The following is a 23,704-nucleotide window of genomic DNA, read 5'->3' on the forward strand; positions in this document are numbered from 1 at the left end:
CTGTTCCTCTCAGAGCCTCTCGAAGCCGCGGCGGCGTTCCCAGTCGGTGACGGCGGCACCGAACGCGGCCACCTCGACCTCCGCCATGTGCGCGTAGTGGTCGACGACGTCGTCACCGAGCGCGGTACGGGCGACGACGGAGGACCGGAACACGTCCCCCGCCGCGGCGAGGTTGTTCGGCACGCGTGGCTTGTCCGTCTCGTAGGCGTTGCCCTCGACCGGCGCCTCCAGGGTCAGCTGCTGCTCGATGCCGTGCAGCCCGCCGGCGATCATCGCGGCCAGCGCCAGGTAGGGATTGACGTCCGCGCCGGGCACGCGGTTCTCCATCCGGGCCGCCGCGCCGTGGCCGACCAGGCGCACCGCGCAGGTGCGGTTGTCCTGCCCCCAGCCGATCGTCGTCGGCGCGAAGGTGCCGTCCGCAAACCGCTTGTAGGAGTTGATGTTCGGCGCATAGAGCAGGGTGAAGTCGGCCGCGGTCGCGAGTACGCCGGCGACGAACTGCTCATAGAGCTCGCTGCGCCCGCCCGGACGGTCGTCGTCGGTGAAGACCAGCGAGCCGTTGTCACCGCGCAGTGACAGATGGATGTGGCAGGAGGAACCCTCGCGCTCGTCGTACTTGGCCATGAACGTGAGCGACTCGCCACGCTGGGCGGCGATCTCCTTGGCGGCGTTCTTGTAGAAGGCGTGGTTGTCCGCGGTCACCAGCGCCTCGTCGTACAGGAAGCCGATCTCGTGCTGGCCGAAGTTGCATTCGCCCTTGGCCGACTCGACGTTGAGGCCGGAGTCGTAGAGCGTGTTGCGCAGCCGGCGCAGCAGCGGCTCGATGCGGGCGGTGCCGAGCAGCGAGTAGTCCACGTTGTAGCGGTTGGCCGGGGTGAGCCGGTGGTAGTCGCGTTCCAGGGCGTCCTCGTAGGAGTTCTCGAAGACGATGAACTCCAGTTCGGTGCCGGCGTACGCCTTCCAGCCGCGGTCGGCCAGCCGCTCCAGCTGGCGACGGAGTATGCCGCGGGGCGACGCGTCGACCGGACGGTGGTCGGGCCAGACCAGGTCGCACTGGATCATGGCGGTGCCCGGCTGGTGCGCGACCCGGCGGGTGGTGTCCCAGTCGAGGACGAACTCCATGTCGCCGTAGCCCTTGTCCCACCCACTGGTGGCGTAGCCGTCGACGGTGTTCATGTCGACGTCGACCGCGAGCAGGTAGTCGCAGCCCTCAGTGCCGTCGGCCGCGACGTGGTCCAGGAAGTGGTGGGCGTGGAAGCGCTTGCCCTGCAGGCGTCCCTGCATGTCGGTGAAGGCGGTGACGACCGTGTCGATGTCTCCGGCTTCGATCAGGTGACGCAGTTGCTCCTGCGTCAGATGGCGGTCGTTGCGTAGCGGCATCTCATCCTCTCTTCACGTGCTTGGTCTCGATACGCCGCTCGTGCCTCGCGGCTACTCGACCAGCGCTGGTGCTCATCCGAGTAGTCCGCGCAGCAGCGCCGCGGTGTCCGAACAGTGTTGGTGCATCACGCGACTCGCGCGTGACTCGTTGCCGGTGAGGATCGCGGTCACGATCGACCGGTGTTGGCTCGAGGAGTGCTTGATGTTGCGCGAGAGCACCGGAATGGCCTGCAGCAGCGTGTGCAGGTCGTCCTGCGCGGCGGTCACCGCGGTGATCAGCCGGGCCGAGCCGGACAACCGGGCGATGGTGAGGTGCAGGATGCTGTCGGCTCGCCGATGGATCGCCTCGTCCGGAGCACCCTCCACCGATGCGAGCGCCGTCTCGAGCGCCCGGCGATCGCCGGCACCCACCTCGTCCCGGGCGCAGCGGGCGGCGGCCAGCGCGGCGGCGCCCGGTTCGACGATCGCCCGGAAGTCGAGCGCATCGCGCAGATCATGCTGTCGGCCGGCGAGCGCCGAGGCGCCGGAGTGCTTTTCGTCGACGGGGACGGAGTCCAGCACCACCGTGCCGCCGCCGCGGCCACGCCTGGTCTGCAACACCCCGGCTGATCGCAGCGCGGTGATCGCCTCGCGGAGCGTGGCACGCGACACCGCCAGCAGGCCGGCCAGGTCGCGCTCCGGCGGCAGCATGCTGCCGGGCGGGTAGATACCGAGCCGGATAGCGATCGCCAACTGTTCGACGCAAGCCTCGAAGGCGTGGTGCGCACGGACCGGGCGCAGCACTGCCCGGTCCAGTCGGTCGCTGCTGCCGGTGGTCGCGCCGGTCGAGCCGTTGTCGAGGCCCGACGGATCCTTGGTCGTCACGGTGCCGACGGCTCCGCCTCGCGCAGCGCCTCCGGGTCGATGTCACCCTCGGGCTCGATCTTCTTGAGCATGAAGTGGTTCCGGCCTCCGGCATACCAGGTCACGATCGCGAAGACGGCGACGACCAGCACCGCGATCGGTGCGTAGTTGAAGTTGTCGACGGTGACGGGCGATCCGGGCGGCAGGATGAAGAGGATGCAGATGAAGATCACCCACACGACGGCGATCCAGCCGATCACCGGACTCCACTTGCCGAGATTCCACGGGCCGGGCGTGAAGTCGGGCTGGCGGCGGCGGAGGAACACCGGCACGACATACGCGATGTAGAGCCCGATGACGGCGATCGACGTCACCGCCAGGTATGCCGTGGTGCTGAAGAGTGCCGGTGAGGTCAGGATGATCGACAGCACGATGCAGAACCAGATGGAATTGGTCGGCGTGCCGGTGCGCGGGTTGACCTTGGCCCACAGTCGCGAGCCGGGTAGCGCGTCGTCTCGCGAAAAGGCATAGGTCATGCGGGAATTGGCGGTCACCGACGCCATACCGCAGAAGAACTGCGCCATACAGACGATGAAGAGCAAGAACTTGGCCATGAACGGACTGTTCAGCGAGTCGAGGAAGACCTGGGCCGGCGGCAGTCCGGTGCTGGTCCCGAGCAGCTTGTCGATGCCGGCCGGTGAGGCGTTCTGGATGGCGGCGGTGATCGAGAAGAGCAGCAGGAAACCGCCGATCACCGAGACGACGACGCTCATCACGATGCCGCGAGGTGCGGCGAGCGCCGCGCCCTTGGTCTCCTCGGCGACGTGGGCGGAGGCGTCGTACCCGGTGTAGGTGTATTGCGCCATCAGCAGGCCCATCAGCAGCACGTAGGGGCCGAAGGTCCAGCCGGTGCCGTTGTGCCAGCCGGTCAATGTCCAGCCGACCGACTGGTGGTGGTCGGGCAGGATCCACAGCATCGCCACGATGAACAGCGCGCCGGCCACGTGCCACCAGGCCGACACCATCGACAGCAGGCTCACCAGGCTGACGCCGAAGGTGTTGAGCAGGCCGTGCACGATGATGATGCCGACGAACAGCAGGAACGTGCCGGTGGCGGTGACATGGACGCCCCAGGTGAGGTTCATGAACGCCATCCACGTGGTGGCACACCCGAAGTCGATCGCCGCGGTGACCGCGACCTCACCCATGAAGTTGAACCAGCCGACGAACCACGCCCACTGCCGATTGTTGCGGCGAGCCAGCCGGCTCGCCCAGAAGTAGAGGCCGCCGGCGGTCGGGTAGACCGAGCAGACCTCTGCCATCGCCAGCGCCACGCAGACGACGAAGGCGCCGACGACCAGCCACCCGAGCGTGATGGCCGACGGGCCACCCGAGTTGAGCGCGATGGCGTAGGACGTGATGCAGCCGGCCAGGATCGAGATGATCGAGAACGACACGGCGAAGTTGGAGAACGCGGACATGCCGCGGTGCAGCTCTTGCTTGTAGCCCATCTCCGCCAGGAGGCGGGCGTCGTCATCCAGGTGTGCGTGTGCAGAGGTCGAGGCGGAGTCTTGGCTCACGGCTGGCTCCCGTGGTGGACGGACCGAAGGGGACCGCGCCAGTGTGGCGCAGGTCACATCGTCTGGTCAATGGTCCGACTTCATACCTTTGATCCGCGGCATTTCGTGACCCGTCAGTGCTCCGGCAGGTCGGCGAACGCCTGCTTCATGTCGCGGTACCAGCCCATCGACTTCTTCGGGTGCCGCCAGCGACCCTTCATCTCTTTGCGTGCCTCGAAATGCGTTGCGTCACCGGCGTTCTCGGCGTCCTTGAGGTGCTGGTCCTGTGCCTTGATCACGTCGTCGGCCGTCGCGCCGCGGTGCTCGAGGTCGCACGGTCCGCCCAGTTGGCGGCAGGTCATGGTCTTCATCGGAGTGCCCTTTCGGTCGAGTTGCTGTCACTTGTATGACGATCGACGCGCCGCGAGTGTGACCGGCCACGGCTACCCGGCGGAATGATCCCTGGTCTCGACGAACTCGACCCGCCCACCGATGGCGACGGTACCGTCCGCCCGAGGGTCGACGACGATCCGCGAGGCCACCCCCTGGTGGATCGTCACCGGGCGCTGCAGCAGCGCGCCGAGGCGGATCGCGGCGGCACCGGTCGCCTCGTCCTCGGCGATCCCCATCCGGGTGGGGAAGACCCGCACCCGAACCTCACCGGCCGGCTCGTCCTGCCAGGACCAGACCTGCAGGTGCTCGTCCGGGCCGGCGCCCGGGTGCGCGTCGACCTCCGCCGGCGCATCGAGCCGGTGCATGTCGAACTCCGGCGCCCACTCCGGTCGCGCGCTGATCCAGGTGTCGCGGCCCTCGGTCCACGTCGGGACGTCCCCGGCGGGCGGCCGGAGCACCGGGACGGGCACGCCCTCGCGGCGCAACAACCAGGATGTGCCGACGAGCGGATGGCCGGCCAGCGGCAACTCGACCGCCGGAGTGTGGATCCACAACTCGCCCCTCGCGGCATCTCGGACGAAGACCGTCTCGGAGAAGCCGAGCTTCGCCGCGACCCGCTGCCGGCGTTCGGCGGACCAGCTGTCGGCGTCGAGGAAGACGCCCAGCGGATTGCCGCCGCGTCCGTCCTCGCCGACGAACACCTTCAGCACGTGCAACTGCGTCATACGACCCCGATCCATGCGGCTGAGTGCCGGTCGCCCGTCAACCTACGAGATCCGCGAGCGTCATACAGCCGAAAGAAATGCCGAAGGCCGGTGGACTCTCGTCCACCGGCCTTCGTCTCGCGTGCGCGAGGGGGGATTTGAACCCCCACGCCCTTTCGGACACTGGCACCTGAAGCCAGCGCGTCTGCCGTTCCGCCACTCGCGCGAGTGCGGGTCAAGTGTGCCTTGTCCGGCCGTCGAACGCCAAATCGGCACGGTGCCACCGTGAGGACGGCGACTCTGCGCCGCCGTTGACCTCGCGGGAATCGCACCCATCGCCAGCGCGTATGCCGAGCCGTCATACGCCACACAGTTACCATGGCGTGCGCGGCACGGCCGCCACCCGGAACAGACCCGAGCACGACACAAGCACCGACACGAGAACCGAACCCCGCACCACCGGAGCAAGGAGGCGAGGCGTGGGCATCTTCGACAAGCTGGAGCGCAGCATCGAGCGCGGCGTCAACGGCGTCTTCGCCAAGGCGTTCCGGTCCGAGGTGCAGCCCGTCGAGATCGCGAGCGCCATGCGGCGGGCGATGGACGACCGCGCGGTGAGCGCCGGCAAGGGCAAGCGGCACGTCGTGCCCAACCTCTTCGTGGTGGAGCTGTCGACCACGGACTACGAGGGCCTGGTCACCGAGCACGAGGACGAACTGGCCGACGACCTCATTGCGACCGCGTCCGAGCACGCCGAGAGCCAGCGCTACGAGCCCGGTGGTCCGGTGAGCGTGCAGTTCACCGAGGACGAGAGCCTGGAGACCGGCGTCTTCCGGCTGCGGCCGTCGACCGCCCGCCAGGTGCAGTCCGGCATGCACCGGATGCCGGAGCGTATGCCGCCGGCCCGCGATCACGACGACCCCCGCGCGCCGCAGGGGCAGGAGCCGCCGCCGCGCGCCGACCGAGTGGGGGGTCGTGGTCTCGATACGCCTCCTCCGCTTCGCTCCCCCGGCTACTCGACCAGCGACGCACAGGGCTCGACCGACAGGTCGGACTACCGGCCGTCGCCGGCGGCGCCCCGGAAGCTGCGGCAGCGGCCGTGGCTGGACGTCGACGGCGACCGCTACCCGCTGCTCGGCTCGATCACCGTCCTCGGCCGCGACGACGACGTCGACGTGGTCCTCGACGACCCGGGCGTCTCCCGGCGGCACAGCGAGATCCGCATCACCTTCGACGGTCCGCACCAGGTCATCAGCATCCGTGACCTCGGCTCGACCAACGGCACCTTCGTCAACGGCGACCCCATCGGTTCGCTGCACCTGCAGGAGGGCGACCGCATCACCATCGGACGCACGCACCTGATCGTGCACGAAGGCGGGACTCGGTGAGCGAACTCACTCTCACCGCAATCCGACTCGGGTTGCTGGCACTGCTCTGGGCGTTCATCTTCAGCATCGTCAGCGTGCTGCGCGGCGACCTCTACGGCACCCACGTCACCAGCCGCGCCGGCGACCGGCGCAGCAGCTCCGCGTCCCCGCCGCGTCCGGCCAAGCCGGCCCGCCGGGGTCCGACCCGGCTGGCGATCATCGAGGGTCCGATGCGTGGCGGCAGCGTGCCGCTCACCGCGGGCGGCGTGCTGATCGGCCGCAACCCCGAGTGCACCCTGGTGCTCTCCGACGACTTCGCCAGCGGCCGCCACGCCCGGATCTACGCGCGCGGCGACGGCTGGATGATCGACGACCTCGGCTCGACCAACGGCACCTTCGTCGGCGGCGAGCGCATCGGCCAGGGCATGCAGTTGCGCGAGGGATCGCGGGTGCGCATCGGCCAGACCGTCCTCGAGGTCAGGAAGTAACCGCCCCATGTCGATCTCCCTGCGGTATGCCGCACGCACCGACATCGGTCTGGGCAGCAAGAGCCGCAACGAGGACTCCGGGTATGCCGGACCCGACCTGTTGGTGCTCGCCGACGGCATGGGCGGGCACGCCGCGGGCGACATGGCCAGCTCCACCGTGGTCGCGGAACTCCTCGACCTGGACGGTGCGTCGTTCGCCACCGACGAGGCGCTGCGCCGGCTCGCCGCGGCCGTGCGGGCCGCCAACGCCCGGCTGCGGGCGGAGATGGACGACGACCCCGAACTCGAGGGCATGGGGACCACCCTCATCGCCTTCCTGCGCAGCGGCAACATGCTGGCCCTGGCGAACATCGGCGACTCGCGCGCCTACCTGGTGCGCGACGGCGTCTTCAGCCAGATCACCAAGGACCACAGCTTCGTGCAGACCCTCCTCGACGAGGGACGCATCACCCCGGAGGAGGCCGAACACCACCCGCAGCGGTCCCTGGTGACGCGGGTGCTGACCGGCCGCGACGACGACGAACCGGACCTGTCACTGCGCGAGGCCAAGCCCGGTGACCGGCTGCTGCTGTGCTCCGACGGCCTGCCGGACTACGTCGCCGGCTCCACCATCGAGCAGATCGTCACCGGCGACGGCACCCCGGCACAGATCGCCGAAGCGCTCATCGCGATCGCGCTGAAGGCCGCCACCCGCGACAACGTCACGGTGGTGGTCGCCGACGTCATCGGCGACGACGAGGACGGGCCCAGCTCCTCGACCCCGCAGATCGTCGGCGCCGCCGCCGCGCACGACCTCGCCGCCGAGGAGGCCGACGCCCCCACCTCTCCGGCGGCCAAGGCCGCCGCGCTCAGCCGGGCGGCCAACGCACCCGCGCCCCGGCTCGACGACAACGCCGACGACGCGGACGACGCCGCCGCGCCGGTCCTCGCCGAGGAGGGCCCGCGTCGCTTCACCGGGCTGCGCCGCGGCCTCTTCGCGCTGCTGGTCGTCGCGGTGCTCGCCGTCATCGGCATCTTCGGGTATGCCGCCACCCAGCGGCAGTACTACATCACCCAGCACCACGGGAAAGTGACCATCTACCAAGGCATCTCGCAGGACTTCGGGCCGATCAGCCTGCACTCGGTCGACACGGTCAGCGACATCTGGGTCGCCGACCTGCCCAGCTACGACCGCAGCAAGGTCACCGCGGGCAGCCTGACCGCGGACAGCCGCCAGGCGGCGATCGGCATCGTGGAGAACCTCCGCTCCGACATGGTCACCTGCCAGGCACAGGCCGCCGACGGAAGCAGTTGCTGAGCGTGAGAGCCAAGATCGCCGCACCCAGGACCCGGCGCAACACCGAACTGGTGTTGCTGCTGATCGCTGTCGCGATCGTGCTGGTGGCCTACGCGAATGTCGGTCTGGCAGTGAACAACTCGTTGCCGGTCGACTTCTACACACTCGGCGGCGGCTTCGCGGTCGTGGCGTTCGCCTTCCACCTGGTCCTGCGCTGGAAGGCGTCATACGCCGACCCGGTGCTGTTGCCGATCGTCACCCTGCTCAACGGGCTCGGTCTGGTGATGATCCACCGCATCGACCTGGCGCCCGGCTCACCGCATGCCGCGCCCAAACAGCTGATGTGGACCGCCGTGGCGGCGGTGGCCGCCGTCGCGTTGCTGTTCTTCGTGCCGGACCACCGCCGGCTGCGGCGCTACACCTTCATCTTCGGGCTGGCCGGCTTCGTGCTGCTGCTGACCCCGCTGCTGCCCGGAATCGGCCGCAACATCAATGGATCCCGCGTGTGGATCGGGCTCGGCGGGTTCTCCTTCCAGCCCAGTGAGATCGCCAAGATCCTGATCACCATCTTCTTCGCCAGCTACCTGGTGCAGACCCGCGACGCGCTCTCGCTGGTCGGCCGGCGGGTGCTCGGGCTGCCGCTGCCACGCGCCCGTGACATGGGCCCGATCCTGATCGCCTGGATCGCCTCGCTGGGTGTGCTGGTCTTCGAGTCGGACCTCGGCACGTCGTTGCTGTTCTTCGGTCTCTTCGTCGGCATGCTCTACGTCGCCACCGAGCGCCGGTCCTGGATCATCATCGGCCTGGGGCTCTTCCTGGTCGGCACGTATGTCGCCTACCTGCTCTTCGCGCACTTCCAGGAGCGGGTGTCGTTGTGGCTGGACCCGTTCCAGCCGGCCCTGTCCGACCAGATCGCCAAGGGTCTGATGGGTATGGCGGCCGGCGGCATGTTCGGCACCGGCCTGGGCCAAGGACATCCGGAGCTGACCTACTTCGCCAACAGCGACTTCATCATCCCCTCCTTCGGCGAGGAACTCGGCCTGGTCGGGCTGTGCGCGATCCTGGTGCTCTACGGGCTGTTGGTGGAGCGCGGCCTGCGCGCCGGGGTCGCGTCCCGCGACGGCTTCGGCAAGTTGCTGGCCACCGGCCTGGCGTTCTCGATGGCGTTGCAGGTCTTCGTGGTCGTCGGCGGTGTCACCCGGGTGATCCCGCTGACCGGTCTGACCACACCCTTCCTGTCCGCGGGTGGCTCGTCGCTGCTGGCCAACTGGGTGATCGTCGCGCTGTTGCTGCGCATCACCGACCACGCGCGCCGTCCCACCACCGAGGGGCGCCCGGAGAACCTCGGCACCGACGACACCCAGATCGTGAAGACCCGATGAACGCACCCATCCGCCGCCTCGGGCTGGTCGTCGCCGCGATGTTCTGTGCCCTGCTGGTCGCGACCACGCTGATCCAATTCGTGCAGGCCCGCAGCCTGGACGATCGTCCCGGCAACCGGCGCACCCTGCTGGCGTCATACAGCAAGGAACGCGGGTCGATCCTGGTCGGCGGTTCCTCCGCGGCCGTGTCCAAGCCGACCGACGACCAGTACAAGTGGCTGCGCACCTACCCGCAGGGTTCGCTGTACGCCGACGTGACCGGCTACTTCTCCTTCACCTACGGCAGCACCGGCATCGAGCGCAGCTACAACGATTTCCTCAACGGCAGTTCGGACAAGCTCTTCTACCGCCGGCTGATCGACATCGTCACCGGACAGTCGGCGCAGGGTGCCAGCGTGCAGCTGACGCTCAACGCCAAGGCGCAGCAGGCCGCCACCCAGGCGCTCGGCAACCAGAAGGGCGCCGTCGTGGCCCTCGACCCCAGGACCGGCGCGATCCTGGCGATGGTCACCAGCCCCAGCTACGACCCCAACAAGCTGTCCAGCCACAACCTGGACGAGGTGCAGCGCGCCTTCACCCGGCTGTCCAAGGACCCCGACCAACCGCTGCTCAACCGCGCGATCAACGGCAACCTCTACCCGCCGGGATCCACCTTCAAGCTGGTCGACGCGGCCGCCGCGCTCGAGTCGGGCAACTACACGCCCCAGTCCACGCTGCCCGGGCCGGCCACGCTGCGGCTGCCCGGCACCAACAGCTACCTGCCCAACGACTTCCCCGGCAACTGCGGCGCGCACGACAAGGTCAGCCTGAAGCGCGCGCTGACGATCAGCTGCAACACCGCCTTCGCCTCGCTGGGCATGACCCTCGGCCAGGACACCGTCCGGAGTATGGCGACGAAGTTCGGCTTCGGGAAATCGCTGTCGATCCCGATGTCGGTCACCCCCAGTGTCTTCCCGACCGACCTCAACCAGCCGCAGCTGGCCCAGTCCGCCATCGGTCAGTACGACGTACGGGCCACGCCGCTGCAGATCGCGATGATCAGCGCCGCGATCGCCAACGGCGGCAAGGAGATGACGCCCTACCTGGTGCAGTCGGTGCGCGACAAGAACCTCGACGTCATCCAGACGACCGACCCCAAGGAGTTCTCCCACCCGGTGTCGGAGAGCACCGCCAAGGACCTGACGAACATGATGGAGTCCGTCGTGAGCCAGGGCACGGGAACCAACGCGGCCATCCCGGGCATCAAGGTTGCGGGCAAGACGGGCACCGCCGAGCACGGCGCCGGCCGCAACGCCGACGTGTGGTTCACCGGGTTCGCGCCCGCCGACAACCCCAAGGTCGCCGTCGCGGTGCTGGTCGAGAACGGCGGCACGGTCGGGCAGGAAGCGAGTGGCGGTCTGGTGGCGGCACCGATCGCCAAGCAGGTGATGGAAGCAGTGATCGGACGATGACGACGCCGGGTGACCTGATGGGCGGCCGCTACCGGCTGACCAGTCGCATCGCGGCCGGCGGCATGGGCGAGGTCTGGCAGGCCCGCGACGAGATCCTGGGCCGGACCGTCGCGATCAAGCTGCTCAAGGAGGGGCTGACCGACGAGGCGGGCTTCACCGAGCGGTTCCGCAACGAGGCGCGCCTGTCCGCCGGGCTCGCGCACGGCAACATCGCCCAGGTCTACGACTACGGCGAGGACGGCAACCTGGCCTACCTGGTGATGGAATACGTCCCGGGCAAGCCGCTGTCCTCGATCCTGCACGAGCGCGGCCCGATCTCCGCTGCGGACACCGCCAACCTGATCGGCCAGGCCGCCGCCGCGCTGCACGCCGCGCACCGGTCCGGGCTGATCCACCGCGACGTGAAACCCGCCAACATGCTGGTCACACCCGACGGGGTGGTGAAGCTGACCGACTTCGGCATCGCGCGCGCCGTCGGATCGGCAGCGATGACCAGGACCGGCGAGGTGATGGGCACCGCCCAGTACCTCGCACCGGAGGCCGCCATGGGCCGCGAGACCACGGCCCTGTCCGACGTCTACTCACTGGCCGTGGTCACCTACGAGATGCTCGGTGGCAGAAGGCCGTTCACCGCCGACAGCGCGGTCGCGCTCGCGCTGGCGCACGTCAACGAACAGCCCCCGCCGCTGCCCACCGAGGTGCCCGCACCATTGCGTGCCGTGGTGCACGTCGCGCTCGACAAGGACCCGGCGGCGCGTCCGGACTCCGCGCAGGAGTTCGGCCGGGCGCTGCGTCAGGCCGTCGCCGACAGCGAGCGGATGGGCCTGAACATCTGGACGCCCGCACCTCGGGCGGCCCTGCCCGGCGTCCCGGGGGGATCATCCGGTCCGCAGTCGGCTGCCGCACCGGGCGCCGTCTCCGGTCCGCAGCCCACGACGCAACGACGTCGTGCAGCGGCGTCCTCGGCACCGCAGTCCCAGATCGCGCCTTCGGGTCCGCCGACCGGGTCGGGTCCGGCGACCCACCGCTCGCTGCGTGTCGGCGGCGTCGGCATCATCGCCGGCATCCTGGCCGTCGTGGTCATCGCGGTCGTGGTGGGCGTCATACTGGCGACACGTGGCGGGGGGAGCCCGCAGGTGCCCTCCGCCCCCGACACCGGACCCTTCCACCAACCGCTCGTGACCTACAGCCCGGAGGCATCCTCGTGACCGACGGACTGCCCCGCATCCTCGGCGGCCGTTACGAGGTCGGTGAACTCATCGGCCGCGGCGGTATGGCGGAGGTGCATCTCGGACACGACATCCGGCTGGGCCGGACGGTCGCCATCAAGATCCTGCGCGCCGAACTCGCCCGGGACAGCACCTTCCTGACCCGCTTCCGCCGGGAGGCGCACTCGGCGGCCGGCCTGTCGCACCACTCGATCGTGGCGGTCTACGACTCCGGCGAGGACACCTTCACCGAGACCGGCGGCGCCGACATCGACATCCCCTACATCGTCATGGAGTATGTCGACGGCCAGACGCTGCGCGAGATCCTCAACGACGAGGGCAGGCTGTCGCCGGACGAGGCGGCACGGGTCACCATGGGCATCCTGTCGGCGCTGGAGTACTCCCACGACAAGGGCATCGTCCACCGTGACATCAAGCCGGCCAACGTGATGCTGACCAAGGGCGGCAGCGTCAAGGTGATGGACTTCGGCATCGCCCGGGCGTTGGCCGACACCGGGGCCACCATGACGTCCGCGCAGGCGGTGGTCGGCACCGCGCGGTACCTGTCGCCGGAGCAGGCGCAGGGCGAGACCGTCGACGCGCGCTCCGACCTCTACTCCGCCGGCTGCGTGCTCTACGAACTCCTCACCGGCCGCACGCCGTTCGTCGGGGAGCCGGTGTCGCTGGTCTACCAGCACATCACCGACCCGCCGAAGCCGCCGTCGACCTACGAGGCGTCGGTCCCGGACGCGATGAACGCCGTCACGTTGCACTCGCTGGCCAAGGCGCGCGACGACCGCTACCAGTCCGCGGCCGAGTTCCGCGCCGACCTGCAGGCCGCCCGCACCGGTGCGCCGCTCAGCGAGGGGGCGACCGCCGTCTTCAGTGCGGCGGCCGCGGCGGCACCGTCGATGATGGACCACGAACCCCAGGCACCCGTGGCGCCCGCGCGCCGCGACCACACCCGCGAGATCCACGACCGGGAGCCGCAACGCCGGCTGACCGGCCTGTGGGTGGTCGCCGGCATCATCGCGCTGCTGGCCATCCTGGGCATCGGCTACCTGGTCATGAACGGCGGCAAGGGCGACAACCCGACCGCGACGGTGCCCAACGTGGTGCAGAAGTCGGAGGCGCAGGCCAAGGCGATCCTGCGGGGAGCCGGCTTCGACCACTACCAGGTCAAGGAGATCAACAGCAGCAGCGTCGCCAAGGGGTATGTCGTCGGCACCGATCCGACGCGCGGCAGCACCGTCGACCCGACCACCCTGATCCAGCTCAACGTCAGCAAGGGGCCCGGGCTGGTGCAGGTGCCGGACGTCACCGGCAAGTCGGTCGCCGAGGCCCGGCAGGCCTTGGGCAGTCAGGGCTTCCAGAACGTCGCGGTCGCGCCCAAGAAGGTCGACGACACCGAGTACTCCGCCGGGGACGTCGTGTCGGCATACCCGGCGATCGGCTCGATGGCCGACCCCAGCCAGAAGGTGACGCTCAGCGTCAGCAGCGGCAAGGTGCACGTGCCCAGCGACCTGACCGGCAAGGACAGCGGCGAGGCGCAACTGGCGGTGCTGCAGGCCAACCTGCAGCCGAAGGTCGAGAACGTCCCGGTCAGCGACGAGGGCCAGGGCGGCAAGGTGCTGAAGGTGTCGCCGCACGAGGGCGCCCGGGTCGACAAGGGGTCGACGGTGACGCTGACGGTCGGCGTCTACAGCAGTCAGACGACGGTCACCGTCGTGCCGCCGCCGTCGTCGACCAGTGAGCCGTCCAGCACCAGCAGCAGCTCCTCGAGCACACCGACCACCACTCCGCCGAGCACCGGGCCGGAGTCACCGACGCAGACCGGGCCGCCGCTCACCCCGCCGGGCAAGACCAAGACCCACAAGAAGTGAGCGGCTGACCGTCCGCCGGACGACGTGGCAGGTTCAGGCCCCGGCCGCGGTGTGCACCAGCGGAGCCAGGCCCGCCGAGCGTTCGACGGCGTCGTCCATCCCGCACAGCTGCAGCCAGTTGGCCAGCATCCGGTGGCCTCCCTCGGTGAGCACCGACTCGGGGTGGAACTGCACGCCGTGCAACGGCAGTGTCCGGTGCTGCACGGCCATGATCACCCCGGACTCGGTGCGGCCGGTGACCTCCAGCTCGTCCGGGACGGTGCCGGACTCGATCGCCAGCGAGTGGTAGCGGGTCGCGGTGAACGGCGACGGGAGTCCCGCCAGCACGCCGGCGCCCTGGTGCACGATGCGGGAGGTCTTGCCGTGCAGCAGCTCCGGGGCGCGGCCGACCGTTGCGCCATACACGACGCCGAGGGCCTGGTGGCCGAGGCAGACGCCGAACATCGGCTGCTCCCGCCGGGCGCAGGCCTCGATCATCGCGGTCGAGACGCCGGCCGCCTCGGGCGTGCCGGGCCCGGGCGAGACCAGCACGCCGTCGTAGCCGGCGCCCTCGGCGGCGGTGACGGCGTCGTGGCGCACGACGGTCGTGTCCGCGCCGAGCTGCTGCAGGTAGCCGACGATGGTGAAGACGAAACTGTCGTAGTTGTCGATCACCAGAATGCTGGTCATCCGGCACCTCTTCGCGTGATGGTGGGTTATTTGGCGACCTTGGCGTACTTCAGGTCGAGGGCGCCCTGGTATGCCGGGAAGGTCTCCTTGTCGGAGGTCTGCACGTCATACCCGAGACCCGCCAGGGGCACGTAGGCCTGGTAGTTCTGGACCGCCGGGTCGTCGTTCAGTGCCGCGCGCAGCTTCGCCGGATCGCCCATCGCGCGGATCCGGAACGGCGGTGAGTAAACCCGCCCCTGCAACAGCAGGGTGTTGCCGACGCAGCGCACCGCCGAGGTGGAGATGACCCGTTGGTCCATCAGCATCATCGCGGTCGCCCCGCCGGCCCACAGCGCGTTGACCACTGCTTGGACATCCTGCTGGTGCACCACCAGCCAGTCGAGGTTGGCGCCCGGGGGCAGGGTCGACGGGTCGCGGGTGGAGTCGTTGAGCGTGACGGTGACGACCTTGCCGGTGACCTTCGTCAGCCCGGCGCTGTCGGCGTAGCGGTCGGCGGTGCGCTGGGCGGTGCGCAGCCGGGACGACCCGGGCGCGTCGCGTGTGCCCAGCCGTTTGACGTCGGCCTGCAGCGCGGCGACGTCGGCCGCCTGGCCGGCGACCCGGCGGTTGCCGTCCTGGACGACCTGCACCAGGTCGCGGGTGCCGGGCCGCAGATCGTTGCCCTGGGACGTGGTCGCGCTGACACCGAACAGCAGCCCGGCGGCGACGCCGATCACCGGCACGGCATACGCCCAGCGGTTGCGTCCTGGCACCACGCACCTCCTCGTCCGGCTGATGGCTCACGGGTGTCCGCCACGCCGGCGGCGGTCACTGGTGAAATAGTCTGGTCCAGATTCTGACATCTCGCTTTGGGAGTATGCCGTGAGCACGTCCGAGAACAACGCCGACGACAGGTCTGCAGTCCCCGCCGGCGACGAGGACGCCGCCGCGAAGAAGGCCGCCAACAAGGCCGCCGCCAAGGAGGAGAAGGCAGCGCGGCGCAAGGAGGAGGAGCGCGAGCGCGAGGAGAAGCGCGTCGCGAAGATGGTCGACTCCCCGAGCCCCGGCTGGTGGGTGCCGACGCTGTGCACCTTCATGATCGTCGGGTTGTTCTGGCTGGTCGTCTATTACCTGACCGGGGAGAAGTACCCGATCCCCGGGATCGGGCTGGGCAACATGGCCATCGGCTTCGTGCTGATCCTCGTCGGTTTCGGGATGACGACCCGCTGGCGGTAGCCCGGCCGCCCGGGTTCGGTCCCGCCGAGTTATCCACCGGGTTATCCACAGGCCGTGGAAAACTACATCGGTGTCATTCGCCCTCCACTGCGGTGAGGTGTCCTGGGGCACCATCCCGCGGTTTTCCGCGCCCGCCGCGCCGCTGACGACGGCCGCTCGCCGCCTTGTCCACAGGGTTATCCACAAGGAGTGGATAACTACATGTGTGTAACTTCGATCAGGTGATCGATTACTCGTCTGCCGCCGGAAGCGTCGGCGGTTCGGTGCTGAACGAGCGCAGCGCGTCCAGCACGCTGCGCACGAGCGGCACCTCGTGGGTGCGATAGATCCCGGTGCCGCCGAGGTGGGCGAGCACGGCGAAGAAGCCCTCGCCGCTGCGGTACTGGTCCTCGAAGATGTCGAACGCGTGCGGCAGCGCGTGACAGATCGGCACCCCGAGCCGGCGCAGCCGGAAGGTGTGCAGCAGTGCGGTGGCCTGGTGTCGGGCGCGGGCCCGCTGGTCGTCCAGGTGGAAGCCGAAGCCGAGGCCGGGGTCGATGGCCAGGCTGGGCACGCCGAGTGCTCGCGCCCGGTCGATGCGCCGGCCGAAGGTGTCCAGCATCGCGGGAACCGGGTCGGGGTCGACGACGTCGCCCGTCAACGCGCGCGCGTTGGGACCGAGCACGTGGCACAGGACCACGGTGGCGTCGTGCTCGGCGGCCAGGGTGAACATCCGGTCGTCGTCGTCGGAGCCGGTCAGATTGAGCAGGCAGGCGCCGGCCTTGAGGCCGGCCCGGGCGACGGGTTCCTGGTAGGCCTCCACCGACACCGCGATGCCCTCGGCAGTGAGCTGCTCGATCACCGGTGTGAGCAGCGCCCGCTGGGCGGCCAGGTCGGCGCGGGCAGCGGTCGCGCGGGTGGACTCCGCACCGACGTCGACGATGTCCGCGCCGGCGGCCGCCTGCACCCTGCCCTTGCGGACCGCCGAGGCGGTGCTCACCGCGATGCTGTCCCTGTATGAAGAATCGCGCGACAGGTTGACCACGCCCATCAGCACCGGCCGCTCGTCGGTGTCGATCGACCGCGAACCCAGCTGCAGCGGTGCAACCGGTGCCGCGAGGTCGGACTCGTGGCGGCCGGCCAGCTCGGCGAGCGCGGCGAGGTCGATCATCGGCCCGCCGCCAGGTAGCGCAGCATCAGGGTGTCGTCGCCGTGCAGCACGTGGGCCAGCCGGAACCTGTTGACCCGCGGCAGCGACGGCGTCGGCGGCGAGGTCTCGGTGCCGGCGAAGACCGGGCTGACGGTGATGTCGGCCTCGTCCACCAGGTCGGCGGCGACCAGATCCCGCAAGAGCCGCGGGCCGCCCTCGCACACGATGCGGGTCAGGCTCCGCTGGACGAGTGCGCCGACGATCGCCTCCGGATCGGTCCGGTCCAGCTCGATCACGTCGGCGTGCTCGCGTGCGGTTTCCAGCCGGCCGGGGTCGACGCCGGCCGGGGCCAGCACGAGCGGTCGATGAGTCGACTCGCGCCATACCGGCAGCTGCCACGGCAGGTCGAGCGACCGGCTGACCACCGCGATCACCGGCGCCGGCAGCTGCCCGGCGGCCTCGCGACGGGCTGTGTCGGCCGGTTTGGCGCGCATCGGGGTGTACTGCTCGGCGCGCAGGGTGCCGGCGCCGATCAGCACGGCGTCGGCGTCGCGGCGCACGGCGTTGAAGACGAGCTGGTCGGCCGGCGACGAGACGGAGCCGCTCAGCTGGTCCGGGCCGGCCGCCGCACCATCGAGGGTGGTGACCATCATGGCCCGCAGCCACGCCCCGGATCCCGGCCACGGGTAGACCTGCAGCAGGTCGTCCTCGGTCAGCGGGTCGCCGCCGGTGAGCGGGAGTGGGCCATGAACCGGGCCAGCCTCAGACATATCTCCGCAACCTACCTGGCCGGTGTGTGCCTCAGCCGGTGACACCCGTCAATGCCATGAACTCCGCCCGCGATCTCGGGTCGATGCGCCGGGTGCCCACAGCGTCGAGGTGATGGTGCTCGACCCGGTCGCCGGGACGCCGCGCAGCGTCATACAGGAGTGCTCGGCGGCGGGTCCGGTACGGGTTCGGCTTGGATGCATGGACCGAAGTCTCCCCAGGGTCAGGTCCGGTACAAATCCGGCCCGGGTGCGCGTACCGAAGTCTCCCCAGGGTCAGCTCCGGTACGGGATCGGCCCGGGTGCGCGTACCGAAGTCTCCCCAGGGTCAGGTCCGGTACGGGATCGGCCCGACACCCGTACCGAAGTCTCCCCAGGGTCAGGTCCGGTACGAATCCGGCCCAGCACCCGTACCGAAGTCTCCCCAGGGTGGTTCGATTCACCCGGCAGGTAGGCGACACATGCCGTGCCCGGCTCGGGCCGGGGCCGGGGCCGGGGCTCGGGCCGCGGCCGGATGCACGATCATTGACCGGGCACGACCGCACGCACCACCGAGCACGTCAGGAGCAGACCATGAGCAATGACTTCGCCGTCGGTGACCACGTGCGCTGGAACTCCGAGGCAGGACACGTGACCGGCGTGATCGTCGCCAAGCACACCAGCGACACGGCATACAAGGGGCACACCCGCCGGTGCTCACCGGACGACCCGCAATACGAGATCAAGAGCGACAAGACCGATCACGTTGCGATGCACAAGGGCGATGCGTTGCACCGGATCGACTGAGGCGTCGATGACCGCACCGGACGACATGGGCGACACCCGCCGGCTCTGGACGATCGGGCACTGGACGTGTCCGATCCCGGTCTTCCTGGCGCCGCTGGACGAGGCCGGCATCGAGCTGCTCGTCGACGTGCGCGCGCACCCGGGGTCCCGGCGAAACCCGCAGTTCGGCAGCGATGCGATGGCGCACTGGCTGCCGGAGCACGGCATCGCCTACCACCACTTGGAGGCATTGGGCGGCCGCCGGCGGCGCCAGCCCGAGGTCGATCCCGAGCTCAACGCCGGCTGGCAGAACGCCAGCTTCAAGAACTACGCCGACTACACCCGGACCGACGACTACCGCGCCGGCATCGCCCAGCTCACCGCGTGGGCGACGGCACAGCGGGTGGCGATCATGTGCGGCGAACCGATGCCGTGGCGCTGCCACCGCCTGCTCATCGCCAACACCCTCACCGCGCAAGGGTGGACGGTGCGGCACCTGATGGCCGGTGCCGCACCGCGCGAGCACGTGCTCGGCCAGTGGGGTGCGACACCGGTGCTCGACGCCGACCGCCAGCCGATCTACCCGGCCGGCAGGTGCACCGACTCGAAGCGCACGTAGGCCGCGACGACCAGCAGCACCGTGATGGCCGTCAGCGCCGCCCACTGCCACTGCGCCCGCTGCCGGCCGAGCAGAGCGATCGCGCCGGCGCACAGGCCGCCGGTGACGGCGCCGCCGAGGTGCGACTGCCAAGCGACATCGGGCACCAGGAAGCCGATGACGCCGTTGATGACGATCAGTCCGATCATGGGCCCGACCTCACGGCCGAGGTGACGGTTGAGCACCACCACGACGACGAACAGGCCGAAGACCGCGCCGGAGGCACCGACTGTCGGCGTCACCCACCCGGTCCCGTAATCGGTCGGCGAGCTGGGCGTCGAGGCCAGCAGCTCGTAGCCGACCGACCCCCCGAAGGCCGAGATCAGATAGATCGCCAACAACCGGAACCGGCCGAGCAGTGGCTCGAGGTACTGGCCGACGATCCACAGGGCGTACATGTTGAACAGCAGGTGGAAGATCGACGACGGGGAGTGCACGAACGCCGCGGTGATGAACCGCCACGGATCCTGGCCGGACAGGATCGGGGCGTAGAACAGCTCGGTGGTCACCTGGTCGTCGAGCTGCTGGCCGATCCACACCACGACGCAAATGGCGATGAGCGTGATGGTGACGATCGGACGGCCCTCGGCGACCCGGCCGCCGAAGATCGACACCAGAGAACGGCTCTCCTTGCGCTGTGCCGCTACGCAGTCGACGCACTGCACCCCCACCGGCGCGGGGCGCTGGCACTCGGCGCAGGTCGGCCGGCCGCATCGCTGGCACGACACCAACGCCACCCGGTCGGGGTGGCGTGGGCAGGTGGGGAGGTTCCCCGTGTTGTCGGTCATGAGTTGTGAACGAAGGTCACGCCACGATCATTTCTGGATGCTGACCTTTTCGATGACGACCGGCTCCACCGGGCGGTCCTGCGCACCGGTCTGCACGCCGGCGATCTTGTCGACGACGTCGCGGCTCGGCTGGTCGGCGACCTCACCGAAGATCGTGTGCTTGCCCTGCAGCCAGGTGGTCGGTCCGACGGTGATGAAGAACTGCGAACCGTTGGTGCCGTGCCCGCCGCGCTTGCCGGCGTTGGCCATGGCCAGCATGTACGGCGCGGAGAAGTTCTTGTCCGGGGAGATCTCGTCGTCGAACTCGTAGCCCGGGCCGCCGATGCCGATGCCCTGCGGGCAGCCGCCCTGGATCATGAAGCCCGGGATGATGCGGTGGAAGGTGAGCCCGTCGTAGTAGGGCGTGGGGTTGGTGCGCCCCGCGTCGTCGCGGTAGTCCTTGGTGCCCTCGGCCAGTCCGACGAAGTTGTCGACCGTCTTGGGGGCGTCGTTCGGGAAGAGATTGACCTTGATGTCACCGTGGTTGGTCTGCAGGGTTGCGATCATTGCCCCAGTCTCGCATCCCGCAGGCGTCATACTCACGGGTGCACCCGGCCCACGTTGGCAGGTCGGGGTAGGGCTTGGCAGGATGAAGCGAACCCGATGCCTAGGAGGGCTCCAGTGCTCAGCAAGACCTCGCGCAAGGACGCGGCCAAGGATGCGGCCAAGGACAAGGCCGCCGAGCTGCTGTCGGCAGCGACCGAGGCCGCGGAAGCCGGACGCGACAAGATCGCCCCGGTCCTCGACAACGTCACGAGCCAGCTCTCGGAGGCGGCCGAGAAGGCGACCGACGCGGCAGCACCGCACGTCGCCAAGGCCAAGGAAGCCGTCGCCGACGCCGTGACCGACGCCGCCTCGGACGCCTCGGACGCCGCTGCTCCGCACATCGCGGCGGTGCACAAGCAGTCCAAGAAGCAGCTCCGCAAGCACGCCGAAGAGGCCAAGAAGCAGGCGGAGCACGCCACGAAGCGCGCCAAGCAGGAGGCGAAGCAGCAGCTGAAGCACTCCAAGAAGCAGGCGAAGCAGAGTGCGAAGCAGGCCAAGCACTCCGGCAAACGGGCCCGGAAGGTCGCCCGTGACGTGAGTGCCGCGGCCGCGCCGCAGCTGGCCGAGGCCAGGGATGCCACGGTCGAGGCCGCTGGTCTGACGTCACAGCAGGCCCGCCAGCTGTTCCACGAGGAGTGGATGCCGCGCGTCCACGAGGCGATCGCCGCGGCGGCGGCCGCAGGTGGTCAGGCGTATGCCGCCCTGCCGCAACAGGCACGCGAGGCCGTCGACGTCGTCGCGCCTCAGGCGATCAAGAAGCGCCGCAAGAAGGGCGGTGTCTTCATCGCGCTCGGGCTGCTGGCCGGCGCCGGAGCGGTCGCGCTGATCGTCAGCGCGAAGAAGAAGGAAAGTGGCACCTCCGCTGTCTCTTCGCTGCCCGACGTGGAGCGCCTGGACGTCACCGCTGTCGAGGGCGACACCGCCGTGCTCAGCGACTCCGACGACGCCGTCGGCGACCTGGAGAAGAAGGTCGACGCGGCGGTCTCCGGTGGGCGCCGGGGACGGCATGCCGCCCAGGAGTGAGATGACGGCACCGATCCTGAGCACCGGAGCGACCGGCGAGATCGGCGGCCGGGTGGCACGGGCGCTGGCCGACCAGGGTGTCCCCACCCGGTTGTTCGTGCGCTCGCCGGAGCGCGCGCCCGTGCTGTCGCAGTCGCAGGTCGTCGCCGGTTCGTATGCCGAGCCGGCGGCCTGCGCGGCGGCCGTGGAGGGCGTGCAGACCGTCTTCATGGTCTCCGCCACCGAGAGCCCGAGCCGGCTGGAGGACCACCGCACCTTCGTGACGGCCGCCACCGCAGCCGGTGTGCGACACGTGGTCTACACCTCGTTCGCCGGCGCGGCTCCCGACGCGACCTTCACCTTCGCCCGCGATCATTTCGCCACCGAGCAGCTGCTTCGACGCTCGGGGATGCACTTCACCTTCCTTCGCGACAACTTCTACCTCGACGTCCTCGTGCACTGGGTGGGTGACGACGGGGTGCTGCGCGGGCCGGCCGGCCAGGGCACGGTCGCGGCGGTCGCACGCGCCGACGTCGCAGCGGTCGCGGCCAGGCTGCTGCGCGAACCCGACGACGGTGTCGACGCGACATACACGCTCACCGGTCCGGAGTCGCTCAGCCTGGCGCAGCTCGCCGCGACGATCAGCGAGGTCACCGGCCGCCCGGCGACCTACCACGCCGAGTCGGTCGACGAGGCCTACGCCTCCCGCCAGGGGTATGGCGCCCCGCAGTGGCAGCTCGACGCCTGGGTGTCGACCTACACGGCGATCGCGGCCGGCGAGCTGGCACAGGTGACGCCCGATGTCGAGCGTCTGCTCGGCCGCCCGGCGACGTCACTGGCCGAGCTGCTCCGCGGGCGGGCGTGACACCCCTCGGCTGGTGTCCTCCAGTTGCGGGGCACTGAAGCCCTCCGCCCTGCCCAACAGCACGGCCCGGGTGACCGCGGCGCCACCGAACCTGTCGCGCACCGCGTCGAGCGCCCCGTCCAGAGCCCGGCGGTGCGCGATGTCCGGGCCGCCGGCCGCGTCCGCGCCCAGCGGCAACTCCAGCTGCTCGTCCGCTGCGGCATCCAGCCCGGTGATGCTGATGCCCAGCAGGGTGACGCCCCGGTCGGCGATCAGCGGCATCGCCTCCTCCAGCAGTTGCCGGCCGGCGACCAGCCAGACGTCGGTGCCGGCCGAGGCACGGGGCAGCGTGCGCGAACGCGTCACCCGCGTCATGTCCGCGCACCGCAGTCGCAGCACGAAGGTGCGCCCGATCCGCTCGCCCGCACGCAGCCGCCGGGTGACCTTGTCGACCAGGCTCACCAGTGTCGCATCCAGCTCTGCGCCGGTATGCCGCCCGCGGCCGATCGCCCGCTGCGCACCGATCGACCGGCGCCGGCCGCGCGCCTCCACCCGCCGGGGATCACGCCCGTGCGCGAGCGCGTGCAGTTGCCGGCCGCTGGCCGGCCCGAGCATCCCGATCAACGTCTGCTCGTCCAAGGCCGCGAGCGCGCCGATCGTGCCGACGCCGTGGGCATGCAGTCGCCCAGAGGTCACCCTGCCGACGCCCCACAGCACCTCGATCGGCAACGGGTGCAGAAACGCCAGCTCCTGGCCCACCGGGACGCTGAGCAGGCCGTCCGGCTTGCCGGCGGCGCTCGCCACCTTGGCCAGGAACTTGCTGCCCGCGATGCCGACCGAGATGGGCAGGCCGACCTCTTGCTTCACCCGCCGGCGCAGCATCGCACCGATGGTCGACGGTGACCCGCTGACCCGGCGCAGACCGCCCACGTCGAGGAACGCCTCGTCGATGGAGACTCCCTCCACCACCGGCGTGATGTCGTGGAAGATCGCGAAGACGGCGCGGGAGGCCTCGACATACGCGGTGAAGGTGGCCGGCACCTCGATCAGCCCCGGACACAGCCGTCGCGCCACCCGGCTCGACATGGCGGTGCGGACGCCCCTCGCCTTCGCCTCGTAGCTGGCCGCGAGCACGATCCCGCCGCCGACCGCGACAGGCTTCCCACGCAAGGCAGGATCGTCACGCTGCGCGACGCTGGCGTAGAACGAGTCGAGATCAGCGTGCAGGAAGTTGCCCTCTGCCACGAACACATGTTCCCACCCCTGACCGACAACCCACCGACCGAGAGGAGCACCAACCGACCGACAGGAGTACGAAAATAGGTCCGATCCGTACTCCGCTCGGTCATTT

The 23,704-nt window shown here is 69.8% G+C and carries 24 protein-coding genes and 1 tRNA gene; 12 read left to right on the forward strand and 13 right to left on the reverse strand.

Features of this window, described 5'->3' with window-relative positions:
* Positions 1-9: 9 nt before the first annotated feature.
* The 6 genes from ACTHL4_RS06955 to ACTHL4_RS06980 all read right to left on the reverse strand — a co-directional run bounded on the left by ACTHL4_RS06955 (position 10) and on the right by ACTHL4_RS06980 (position 5,105).
* Entirely contained in the window at positions 10-1,380 is a 1,371-nt protein-coding gene (locus ACTHL4_RS06955; RefSeq protein WP_440282017.1) for a glutamine synthetase family protein, read from the reverse strand.
* A gap of 72 nt (positions 1,381-1,452) precedes the next feature.
* Positions 1,453-2,244, reverse strand: coding sequence for a FadR/GntR family transcriptional regulator (locus ACTHL4_RS06960; protein ID WP_440282018.1), 792 nt, complete (start codon positions 2,242-2,244; stop codon positions 1,453-1,455).
* Positions 2,241-3,803, reverse strand: coding sequence for an amino acid permease (locus ACTHL4_RS06965; protein ID WP_440282019.1), 1,563 nt, complete (start codon positions 3,801-3,803; stop codon positions 2,241-2,243). Before ACTHL4_RS06965 ends, ACTHL4_RS06960 begins: the two co-directional genes overlap by 4 nt.
* 113 nt (positions 3,804-3,916) lie before the next feature.
* Positions 3,917-4,153, reverse strand: a complete 237-nt coding sequence (locus ACTHL4_RS06970) for a DUF1059 domain-containing protein (protein WP_440282020.1) — start codon at positions 4,151-4,153, stop codon at positions 3,917-3,919.
* 72 nt (positions 4,154-4,225) lie between these two features.
* Entirely contained in the window at positions 4,226-4,900 is a 675-nt protein-coding gene (locus ACTHL4_RS06975) for a PhzF family phenazine biosynthesis protein (protein ID WP_440282021.1), read from the reverse strand.
* A 122-nt stretch (positions 4,901-5,022) separates the two neighbouring features.
* A tRNA-Leu gene (locus ACTHL4_RS06980) sits at positions 5,023-5,105 on the reverse strand.
* 253 nt (positions 5,106-5,358) lie between these two features.
* On the opposite strand from ACTHL4_RS06980, the gene ACTHL4_RS06985 reads away from it, so the two are divergent.
* The 7 genes from ACTHL4_RS06985 to pknB are packed head-to-tail and all read left to right on the forward strand — an operon-like array spanning position 5,359 to position 13,931.
* Positions 5,359-6,264, forward strand: coding sequence for an FhaA domain-containing protein (locus ACTHL4_RS06985; protein WP_440282022.1), 906 nt, complete (start codon positions 5,359-5,361; stop codon positions 6,262-6,264).
* Positions 6,261-6,731: an FHA domain-containing protein FhaB/FipA gene (locus tag ACTHL4_RS06990; RefSeq protein WP_440282023.1), complete on the forward strand. Its 471-nt coding sequence runs from the start codon at positions 6,261-6,263 to the stop codon at positions 6,729-6,731. Before ACTHL4_RS06985 ends, ACTHL4_RS06990 begins: the two co-directional genes overlap by 4 nt.
* Before the next feature lie 7 nt (positions 6,732-6,738).
* Positions 6,739-8,028, forward strand: coding sequence for a PP2C family protein-serine/threonine phosphatase (locus ACTHL4_RS06995; RefSeq protein WP_440282024.1), 1,290 nt, complete (start codon positions 6,739-6,741; stop codon positions 8,026-8,028).
* Positions 8,029-8,030: 2 nt separating this feature from the next.
* A complete protein-coding gene (locus ACTHL4_RS07000) occupies positions 8,031-9,389 on the forward strand; it encodes an FtsW/RodA/SpoVE family cell cycle protein (protein WP_440282025.1) in 1,359 nt (452 codons plus the stop codon).
* Positions 9,386-10,840 carry a peptidoglycan D,D-transpeptidase FtsI family protein gene (locus tag ACTHL4_RS07005; protein ID WP_440282026.1) on the forward strand — a complete coding sequence of 485 codons (1,455 nt, stop codon included), beginning with the start codon at positions 9,386-9,388 and terminating at the stop codon, positions 10,838-10,840. Before ACTHL4_RS07000 ends, ACTHL4_RS07005 begins: the two co-directional genes overlap by 4 nt.
* On the forward strand, positions 10,837-12,048 hold the full coding sequence (locus ACTHL4_RS07010; protein ID WP_440282027.1) for a protein kinase domain-containing protein: 1,212 nt from the start codon (positions 10,837-10,839) through the stop codon (positions 12,046-12,048). Before ACTHL4_RS07005 ends, ACTHL4_RS07010 begins: the two co-directional genes overlap by 4 nt.
* Positions 12,045-13,931: a Stk1 family PASTA domain-containing Ser/Thr kinase gene (gene pknB / locus ACTHL4_RS07015; RefSeq protein ID WP_440282028.1), complete on the forward strand. Its 1,887-nt coding sequence runs from the start codon at positions 12,045-12,047 to the stop codon at positions 13,929-13,931. Before ACTHL4_RS07010 ends, pknB begins: the two co-directional genes overlap by 4 nt.
* A 33-nt stretch (positions 13,932-13,964) precedes the next feature.
* Here pknB and ACTHL4_RS07020 read toward each other — a convergent pair whose 3' ends face one another.
* The gene (locus ACTHL4_RS07020; protein ID WP_440282029.1) at positions 13,965-14,600 is read right to left on the reverse strand and encodes an aminodeoxychorismate/anthranilate synthase component II; all 636 of its coding nucleotides are present in this window, start codon (positions 14,598-14,600) and stop codon (positions 13,965-13,967) included.
* 26 nt (positions 14,601-14,626) lie between these two features.
* Positions 14,627-15,352 carry a DUF881 domain-containing protein gene (locus tag ACTHL4_RS07025; RefSeq protein WP_440282030.1) on the reverse strand — a complete coding sequence of 242 codons (726 nt, stop codon included), beginning with the start codon at positions 15,350-15,352 and terminating at the stop codon, positions 14,627-14,629.
* Between the two features lie 109 nt (positions 15,353-15,461).
* Between ACTHL4_RS07025 and ACTHL4_RS07030 the strand changes: the two genes are divergently transcribed.
* A complete protein-coding gene (locus ACTHL4_RS07030; RefSeq protein ID WP_440282031.1) occupies positions 15,462-15,815 on the forward strand; it encodes a cell division protein CrgA in 354 nt (117 codons plus the stop codon).
* A gap of 229 nt (positions 15,816-16,044) precedes the next feature.
* On the opposite strand, the gene ACTHL4_RS07035 is transcribed toward ACTHL4_RS07030, so the two are convergent.
* On the reverse strand, positions 16,045-16,965 hold the full coding sequence (locus tag ACTHL4_RS07035; protein ID WP_440282032.1) for a dihydropteroate synthase: 921 nt from the start codon (positions 16,963-16,965) through the stop codon (positions 16,045-16,047).
* On the reverse strand, positions 16,962-17,714 hold the full coding sequence (locus ACTHL4_RS07040) for a dihydrofolate reductase family protein (protein ID WP_440282033.1): 753 nt from the start codon (positions 17,712-17,714) through the stop codon (positions 16,962-16,964). Before ACTHL4_RS07040 ends, ACTHL4_RS07035 begins: the two co-directional genes overlap by 4 nt.
* Before the next feature lie 570 nt (positions 17,715-18,284).
* Here ACTHL4_RS07040 and ACTHL4_RS07045 point away from each other — a divergent pair.
* Positions 18,285-18,497, forward strand: a complete 213-nt coding sequence (locus tag ACTHL4_RS07045) for a DUF2945 domain-containing protein (RefSeq protein WP_440282034.1) — start codon at positions 18,285-18,287, stop codon at positions 18,495-18,497.
* A gap of 7 nt (positions 18,498-18,504) precedes the next feature.
* On the forward strand, positions 18,505-19,095 hold the full coding sequence (locus tag ACTHL4_RS07050; protein WP_440282035.1) for a DUF488 domain-containing protein: 591 nt from the start codon (positions 18,505-18,507) through the stop codon (positions 19,093-19,095).
* Here ACTHL4_RS07050 and ACTHL4_RS07055 read toward each other — a convergent pair.
* Together ACTHL4_RS07055 and ACTHL4_RS07060 are read right to left on the reverse strand one after the other, a co-directional pair.
* Entirely contained in the window at positions 19,056-19,748 is a 693-nt protein-coding gene (locus tag ACTHL4_RS07055; protein WP_440282036.1) for a rhomboid family intramembrane serine protease, read from the reverse strand. The two genes, ACTHL4_RS07050 and ACTHL4_RS07055, sit on opposite strands and share 40 nt — an antisense overlap.
* Before the next feature lie 201 nt (positions 19,749-19,949).
* On the reverse strand, positions 19,950-20,468 hold the full coding sequence (locus ACTHL4_RS07060; protein WP_440282037.1) for a peptidylprolyl isomerase: 519 nt from the start codon (positions 20,466-20,468) through the stop codon (positions 19,950-19,952).
* 114 nt (positions 20,469-20,582) lie between these two features.
* Between ACTHL4_RS07060 and ACTHL4_RS07065 the strand changes: the two genes are divergently transcribed.
* Both ACTHL4_RS07065 and ACTHL4_RS07070 read left to right on the forward strand, forming a co-directional pair.
* Positions 20,583-21,530: a hypothetical protein gene (locus tag ACTHL4_RS07065; RefSeq protein WP_440282038.1), complete on the forward strand. Its 948-nt coding sequence runs from the start codon at positions 20,583-20,585 to the stop codon at positions 21,528-21,530.
* A gap of 1 nt (position 21,531) precedes the next feature.
* Entirely contained in the window at positions 21,532-22,374 is an 843-nt protein-coding gene (locus tag ACTHL4_RS07070) for an SDR family oxidoreductase (protein ID WP_440282039.1), read from the forward strand.
* On the opposite strand, the gene dinB is transcribed toward ACTHL4_RS07070, so the two are convergent.
* Positions 22,342-23,604: a DNA polymerase IV gene (dinB, locus tag ACTHL4_RS07075; RefSeq protein WP_440282040.1), complete on the reverse strand. Its 1,263-nt coding sequence runs from the start codon at positions 23,602-23,604 to the stop codon at positions 22,342-22,344. The genes ACTHL4_RS07070 and dinB overlap by 33 nt on opposite strands.
* Positions 23,605-23,704: the final 100 nt, after the last annotated feature.

Source organism: Flexivirga sp., assembly GCF_051955415.1.
Classification (GTDB): domain Bacteria; phylum Actinomycetota; class Actinomycetes; order Actinomycetales; family Dermatophilaceae; genus Flexivirga.

Coding starts and splice junctions, on each gene's coding strand:
- ACTHL4_RS07045 (WP_440282034.1), top strand. CDS start 18,285: ATGAGCAATGACTTCGCCGTCGGTGACCACGTGCGCTGGAACTCCGAG.
- ACTHL4_RS07035 (WP_440282032.1), bottom strand. CDS start 16,965: ATGATCGACCTCGCCGCGCTCGCCGAGCTGGCCGGCCGCCACGAGTCC.
- ACTHL4_RS06970 (WP_440282020.1), bottom strand. CDS start 4,153: ATGAAGACCATGACCTGCCGCCAACTGGGCGGACCGTGCGACCTCGAG.
- ACTHL4_RS07005 (WP_440282026.1), top strand. CDS start 9,386: ATGAACGCACCCATCCGCCGCCTCGGGCTGGTCGTCGCCGCGATGTTC.
- ACTHL4_RS07050 (WP_440282035.1), top strand. CDS start 18,505: ATGACCGCACCGGACGACATGGGCGACACCCGCCGGCTCTGGACGATC.
- ACTHL4_RS07070 (WP_440282039.1), top strand. CDS start 21,532: ATGACGGCACCGATCCTGAGCACCGGAGCGACCGGCGAGATCGGCGGC.
- ACTHL4_RS07020 (WP_440282029.1), bottom strand. CDS start 14,600: ATGACCAGCATTCTGGTGATCGACAACTACGACAGTTTCGTCTTCACC.
- ACTHL4_RS06955 (WP_440282017.1), bottom strand. CDS start 1,380: ATGCCGCTACGCAACGACCGCCATCTGACGCAGGAGCAACTGCGTCAC.
- ACTHL4_RS06995 (WP_440282024.1), top strand. CDS start 6,739: ATGTCGATCTCCCTGCGGTATGCCGCACGCACCGACATCGGTCTGGGC.
- ACTHL4_RS07060 (WP_440282037.1), bottom strand. CDS start 20,468: ATGATCGCAACCCTGCAGACCAACCACGGTGACATCAAGGTCAATCTC.
- ACTHL4_RS07010 (WP_440282027.1), top strand. CDS start 10,837: ATGACGACGCCGGGTGACCTGATGGGCGGCCGCTACCGGCTGACCAGT.
- ACTHL4_RS07040 (WP_440282033.1), bottom strand. CDS start 17,714: ATGTCTGAGGCTGGCCCGGTTCATGGCCCACTCCCGCTCACCGGCGGC.
- ACTHL4_RS06975 (WP_440282021.1), bottom strand. CDS start 4,900: ATGACGCAGTTGCACGTGCTGAAGGTGTTCGTCGGCGAGGACGGACGC.